This window comes from Enterococcus eurekensis (assembly GCF_042654605.1).
GTDB lineage: Bacteria > Bacillota > Bacilli > Lactobacillales > Enterococcaceae > Enterococcus_I > Enterococcus_I eurekensis.
Map to the genome: position 1 here is coordinate 1 of NZ_JBHSGT010000046.1, position 5,272 is coordinate 5,272.

At 41.3% G+C, this 5,272-nt stretch carries 4 protein-coding genes, 14 tRNA genes and 1 riboswitch; all 18 genes read right to left on the reverse strand.

Annotated features, from left to right (window positions below):
* Nucleotides 1–55: 55 nt before the first annotated feature.
* On the reverse strand, nucleotides 56–196 hold the full coding sequence (locus tag ACFO3L_RS07685; protein ID WP_379965571.1) for a hypothetical protein: 141 nt from the start codon (nucleotides 194–196) through the stop codon (nucleotides 56–58).
* 24 nt (nucleotides 197–220) lie between these two features.
* Nucleotides 221–403 carry an ATP-binding cassette domain-containing protein gene (locus ACFO3L_RS07690; RefSeq protein ID WP_379965574.1) on the reverse strand — a complete coding sequence of 61 codons (183 nt, stop codon included), beginning with the start codon at nucleotides 401–403 and terminating at the stop codon, nucleotides 221–223.
* A 169-nt stretch (nucleotides 404–572) separates the two neighbouring features.
* Nucleotides 573–2,045, reverse strand: a complete 1,473-nt coding sequence (locus tag ACFO3L_RS07695; protein ID WP_379965577.1) for an MDR family MFS transporter — start codon at nucleotides 2,043–2,045, stop codon at nucleotides 573–575.
* A gap of 78 nt (nucleotides 2,046–2,123) precedes the next feature.
* A complete protein-coding gene (gene metK / locus ACFO3L_RS07700; RefSeq protein ID WP_379965580.1) occupies nucleotides 2,124–3,314 on the reverse strand; it encodes a methionine adenosyltransferase in 1,191 nt (396 codons plus the stop codon).
* A riboswitch (SMK box riboswitch) is annotated at nucleotides 3,312–3,396 on the reverse strand. It overlaps the preceding gene by 3 nt.
* A 337-nt stretch (nucleotides 3,397–3,733) precedes the next feature.
* Nucleotides 3,734–3,805: transfer RNA gene (locus ACFO3L_RS07705), tRNA-Glu, on the reverse strand.
* 9 nt (nucleotides 3,806–3,814) lie between these two features.
* Nucleotides 3,815–3,902, reverse strand: a tRNA-Ser gene (locus ACFO3L_RS07710).
* 23 nt (nucleotides 3,903–3,925) lie between these two features.
* Nucleotides 3,926–3,999, reverse strand: a tRNA-Ile gene (locus ACFO3L_RS07715).
* Between the two features lie 15 nt (nucleotides 4,000–4,014).
* Nucleotides 4,015–4,085: transfer RNA gene (locus tag ACFO3L_RS07720), tRNA-Gly, on the reverse strand.
* Nucleotide 4,086: 1 nt separating this feature from the next.
* A tRNA-Asp gene (locus tag ACFO3L_RS07725) sits at nucleotides 4,087–4,163 on the reverse strand.
* Nucleotides 4,164–4,210: 47 nt separating this feature from the next.
* Nucleotides 4,211–4,284: transfer RNA gene (locus ACFO3L_RS07730), tRNA-Met, on the reverse strand.
* Nucleotides 4,285–4,427: 143 nt separating this feature from the next.
* Nucleotides 4,428–4,517: transfer RNA gene (locus tag ACFO3L_RS07735), tRNA-Ser, on the reverse strand.
* Between the two features lie 41 nt (nucleotides 4,518–4,558).
* Nucleotides 4,559–4,632, reverse strand: a tRNA-Ile gene (locus ACFO3L_RS07740).
* Between the two features lie 14 nt (nucleotides 4,633–4,646).
* A tRNA-Met gene (locus ACFO3L_RS07745) sits at nucleotides 4,647–4,720 on the reverse strand.
* Nucleotides 4,721–4,752: 32 nt separating this feature from the next.
* Nucleotides 4,753–4,825, reverse strand: a tRNA-Ala gene (locus ACFO3L_RS07750).
* 15 nt (nucleotides 4,826–4,840) lie between these two features.
* Nucleotides 4,841–4,914: transfer RNA gene (locus ACFO3L_RS07755), tRNA-Pro, on the reverse strand.
* 17 nt (nucleotides 4,915–4,931) lie between these two features.
* Nucleotides 4,932–5,005, reverse strand: a tRNA-Arg gene (locus ACFO3L_RS07760).
* 9 nt (nucleotides 5,006–5,014) lie between these two features.
* Nucleotides 5,015–5,100, reverse strand: a tRNA-Leu gene (locus ACFO3L_RS07765).
* A 14-nt stretch (nucleotides 5,101–5,114) separates the two neighbouring features.
* Nucleotides 5,115–5,186 (reverse strand) — tRNA-Gly (locus tag ACFO3L_RS07770).
* Between the last annotated feature and the right edge of the window lie 86 nt (nucleotides 5,187–5,272).

A 5,272-nucleotide genomic window follows, 5' to 3' on the forward strand; every position in this document is an offset into this window, starting at 1 on the left:
AGTAATTGTAAGCTGCCGTGAGGCAGTTTCACATGGTTTTAATTAAAAGTATGAATTATTCAGGTAATTCATCAACTTCTTCTTTTGTCGCCTTGTCTTTAAAATTGCGTAAGCCATAAGTTAAATTTTGATAAGCGGTTAAATTAGGGAATAAAGCGTAATCTTGAAAAACAATATTAAAGGGACGCTTTTCCATCGGTGTTCTCGTAATTTCTTTGTCTTAAAAAAATAGTTTCCCTTCTGTCGCTTGTTCCAGACCTAAAATAATATTTAAGAGCGTTGATTTCCCCGAACCAGACTGACCTAAGATCGAAACAATTTCGCCTGTTTGAATTTCTAAATTTACGTCATCTAAGACTTGTGTTTGATGGTATGTTTTTTTAATCTTCTCAATTTTTAGCATGTCGATACCTCCTGAAACCTACTATAACGAAGGCGTGTATAATTCAAGTCTCTTTTTTTTTAACCTTTGTAATTTTATCGTCAAATAACATTTACATAGCGGTTGAATGTAAAGAAATATAAAAAAGAAGTTCCCCTCATTTCAAAGGAGAACTTCTTTTTATTTATTTCTATATTTCCTTAGCTTTTTCTTTTAAAACTATCACTGCACCAATACAACCTAAAACCAAAACAAAGCCCGCCACGTAAATTCCCCATAAGCCTTGATGTAGAATTTCTCTCAATGGATCAAGGATGTTTGCTGGTAATAATTTAGCCGTATGTGGATTGACTAATTTATTCATGATATCCGGATCATCGGTTAAACTTGCTGTGGCAAGTTCTGCACGTGTGACAGTATTTAGTACTAGACCAAAAACCGAAACCATCACTGTTTGACCAATTGTTTTACTTAAAGTGTTAAAGGACGTTGCTACCCCTAGCTGATCTACTCCGACACTATTTTGCGCGGCAACAGTCGTAATCACAATTGTTGCCCCAACACCGATTCCTGTGATTGCAGAAATCACTAGAAAGACGATAAATGGGGATTTAACTGGGATCAATAACAAAGCAATGCTACTAACTAACGCGATTCCTAGCGCTCGCAACAAAGCGACTTTGACTGACCGTTGTACCATCCAACGGCCCGCAAACATTGAACCAACTACCCATAGGATTGATAGCGGCGCTAAGACCAGACCACCTAGACCTGCAGGGTAGCCTAAAACGCCTTGCATCCACATTGGAATATAAACTTCAACAGCCATCAAGAAACCACTGATTAGAGCAGCGACTAAGTTTACAACTACGAACATTTGATTACTAAACAAATCAAGTGAGATAACCGGATCTTCGGCTTTTTTCTCAACATAAATGAATAAAAGAATCGATAAAATAAAGGCAATAAGCATCACAAAAAATTTAATATCCATACCTGACTCACTTAAAAACTGAAACGAAAGTAATAACGTTAACAACATCGCCATCAACGATAAACTCCCCATAACATCCATCTTTTTATTTTCTTTTTCGCGTTTTTCTTCAACTAAATAACGTGAAACTAAAAAGATTAAAACAATTCCAATTGGAACATTAATAAAGAAAATCCAATGCCAACCAACAGTATCAACAATAACTCCTCCGGTTAATGGCCCAATGACACTGGCAATTCCCCAGGCAGTGCTGTTCAATCCGAGCATCTTAGTCCGCTTTTCAGCAGCATACATATCCGATAAGATTGTTAACGCAACCGGCATCATTGCACCGGCACCAATTCCTTGAATTGCCCGAGCAATAATCAATGTCAACATCGCATCAGATAGTCCGCATAACGCTGAACCAACAATAAAAATCATTGTTCCAATAATAAAAATCGGACGACGACCCACCTTATCCGCTAATTTCCCATAAATCGGTGTAAACATCGCGTTTGTTAATAAATAAATTGAAAAAACCCAGTTCATCATTTCAATTCCATGTAAAGAACCCACAATTGTCGGCATCGCAGTCGTCACAATCGTTCCTTCAATTGCTGTCATAAATGTCGCAACGAAAACCGCAATCGTAACCACTAGTACATTCGTTTCTCTCTTTTTTTCCATCTCATCCCTCTTTCCATTTTCGACACAAAAAAACCACTTCTGTCAAAAGGGTATACCTAATGACAGAAGTCGCCTCTGTTAATCCTTCATACTTGCTAATAGGGCTTCCACTTTATCCGTTTTTTCCCATGACAAGTCGATATCTGTACGACCAAAATGTCCATACGCCGCTGTTTGTCGGTAAATTGGACGACGTAAATCTAACATTTCAATAATTCCAGCTGGACGTAAATCAAAGTTTTGACGAACCGCTTGAATTAATTTTGCTTCGGATACTTGACCCGTTCCGAATGTATCAATTGAAATTGATACGGGTTGTGCTACACCAATCGCATAAGCGAGTTGAACTTCCGCTTTTTTTGCTAATTTAGCAGCAACAATATTTTTGGCAATGTAACGAGCTGCGTAACTTGCTGAACGATCGACCTTCGTCGCATCTTTCCCAGAAAACGCACCGCCACCATGGCGAGAATAACCACCATAAGTATCGACAATAATTTTACGACCCGTTAACCCAGCATCCCCTTGTGGTCCACCAATCACAAATCGTCCGGTTGGATTAATGTGATATTTTGTTTGTTCATCCAGTAATTCGGCTGGAATGATTTCACGAATAACTTTATCGATAATATCTTGGCGTAATGTTTCATTATCAATAGCTTCATCATGTTGTGTACTAATCACGACCGTATCGACACGAACAGGCTGTTGTTTATCATCATACTCAACAGTTACTTGTGACTTAGCATCTGGGCGTAAATAAGTTAATTCACCTGCTTTACGTAATTCTGCTAAACGACGAACTAAACGATGACTTAAGGCAATTGGCAATGGCATTAGTTCCGGTGTTTCATCGACCGCAAAACCAAACATCAACCCTTGGTCACCTGCACCAATCTCATCAAGTGCATCCGAACCTTCTTCATGCGATTCTAAGGCTGTGTCAACCCCTTGGGCAATATCCGGTGATTGTTCATCAATCGCTACTAAAACAGCGACTGTATCCCCATCAAAGCCGAATTTCGCACGCGTATAGCCAATTTCTTTAATTGTCTCACGCACAACTTTTTGGATATCAATGTAGGCTGTTGTAGAAATTTCTCCAAACACTAAAACTAACCCCGTTGTTACAGATGTTTCACAAGCGACACGCGCCATTGGATCTTTCTCCAACAATGCATCTAAAATCGCATCACTAATTTGATCGGCTACCTTATCCGGATGGCCTTCTGAAACAGATTCTGAAGTAAATAAATGTCTTTCTTTCATTATGATTCCCCCTGATTAATTTTCGGTTACAAGGCATCTCCACTTAATTCTAAGCGAATCCTCTCGGGAACTTGCAACGCTTTTGATTATACCAAATTTCCACTTGTTTTGCTTGAGTTTTTGCTAATTTTCAAGTTGTTTTCGAACACTCTTTCATAAAAGTTAAAAAACAAGTTTGATTACTCATACTTCTCGATTACTTTTGATTCCTTCTATTGAATTTTTTCTGCCACTCTTCATACAAAGCTTTCATTTCCGAAACTCTCTCAGGGTAATACGATAAAAGATTGGCTTCTTGTACTTCTGAAAAGTTTTCTTTTAAATGAATCAGATTCCAGCCTTGATCAATATCTGAATACTCGACTTGGTGAACGTTTTTAGACAAAAAAAAAGAAACATTCTAAATGAATGCTTCAAAATGATCCGTACGGGATTCGAACCCGTGTTACCGCCGTGAAAGGGCGGTGTCTTAACCGCTTGACCAACGGACCAATTATAAACGGAGAAGGAGGGATTTGAACCCTCGCGCCGATTTCTCGACCTACACCCTTAGCAGGGGCGCCTCTTCAGCCTCTTGAGTACTTCCCCAATATATAAATATTGGATATTAATGGGCCTAAATGGACTCGAACCATCGACCTCACGCTTATCAGGCGTGCGCTCTAACCAGCTGAGCTATAGGCCCGTAATAACAAAATCAAGCGGGTGACGAGAATCGAACTCGCGACAACAGCTTGGAAGGCTGTGGTTTTACCACTAAACTACACCCGCATGGCGGTCTGGACGGGACTCGAACCCGCGACCTCCTGCGTGACAGGCAGGCATTCTAACCAGCTGAACTACCAAACCATATATAGAGTGATTTTGTTATAGGTGTACTGTTTAAATAACAGTAATTGCGGGAGCAGGATTTGAACCTACGACCTTCGGGTTATGAGCCCGACGAGCTACCGAACTGCTCCATCCCGCGATAAGTGAATGACATGCATTCAAAAGGTACTGCTGAAGTTGGGCTGACATTAGATCACTAGTTTCTTTTAAATAGGAAACTTAGATCACTTTGTTCGCCAAGTACTGTTCATCATCTACAATAAATCATAGTGATCTTCAGTAAGGAGGATGAGGGATTCGAACCCCCGCACGGTTTTACCCGCCTGACGGTTTTCAAGACCGTTCCCTTCAGCCGGACTTGGGTAATCCTCCGAAAATAAAAAAGTTGAAACTATAAATATACAATGCCACGATGGACCTTGTAGGACTCGAACCTACGACCGGACGGTTATGAGCCGTCTGCTCTAACCAACTGAGCTAAAGGTCCAGGCTCTAAAAAAATCGCGGCGAAGGGGATCGAACCCCCGACCTCCCGGGTATGAACCGGACGCTCTAGCCAGCTGAGCTACACCGCGAAAATAAAACAAGAATCATTATTAAAATGATATGGAGCCTAGCGGGATCGAACCGCTGACCTCCTGCGTGCAAAGCAGGCGCTCTCCCAGCTGAGCTAAGGCCCCGTAAAATATTGACTATCGGGAAGACAGGATTCGAACCTGCGACCCCTTGGTCCCAAACCAAGTGCTCTACCAAGCTGAGCTACTTCCCGTTTAGAATTTAATCTAACGCACCCAAGAGGAGTCGAACCTCTAACCGCTTGATTCGTAGTCAAGTACTCTATCCAATTGAGCTATGGGTGCAAATAATAATGCCGAGGGCCGGAATCGAACCGGCACGGTGATCACTCACCGCAGGATTTTAAGTCCTGTGCGTCTGCCAGTTCCGCCACCCCGGCGTTAGAATTGGCTAAGCGGAAAACGGGGTTCGAACCCGCGACCCCCACCTTGGCAAGGTGGTGCTCTACCACTGAGCTATTTCCGCAAATTTACTTAAAATAAATTATTTATTTTTCAAATGCCGGCTAAAGGACTTGAACCCTCGACCCTCTGATTACAAATCAGATGCTC

Excerpts from the sequence above, each read along its gene's own strand:
- ACFO3L_RS07685 (WP_379965571.1), bottom strand. The coding sequence starts at position 196 with ATGGAAAAGCGTCCCTTTAATATTGTTTTTCAAGATTACGCTTTATTC.
- ACFO3L_RS07690 (WP_379965574.1), bottom strand. The coding sequence starts at position 403 with ATGCTAAAAATTGAGAAGATTAAAAAAACATACCATCAAACACAAGTC.
- ACFO3L_RS07695 (WP_379965577.1), bottom strand. The coding sequence starts at position 2,045 with ATGGAAAAAAAGAGAGAAACGAATGTACTAGTGGTTACGATTGCGGTT.
- metK (WP_379965580.1), bottom strand. The coding sequence starts at position 3,314 with ATGAAAGAAAGACATTTATTTACTTCAGAATCTGTTTCAGAAGGCCAT.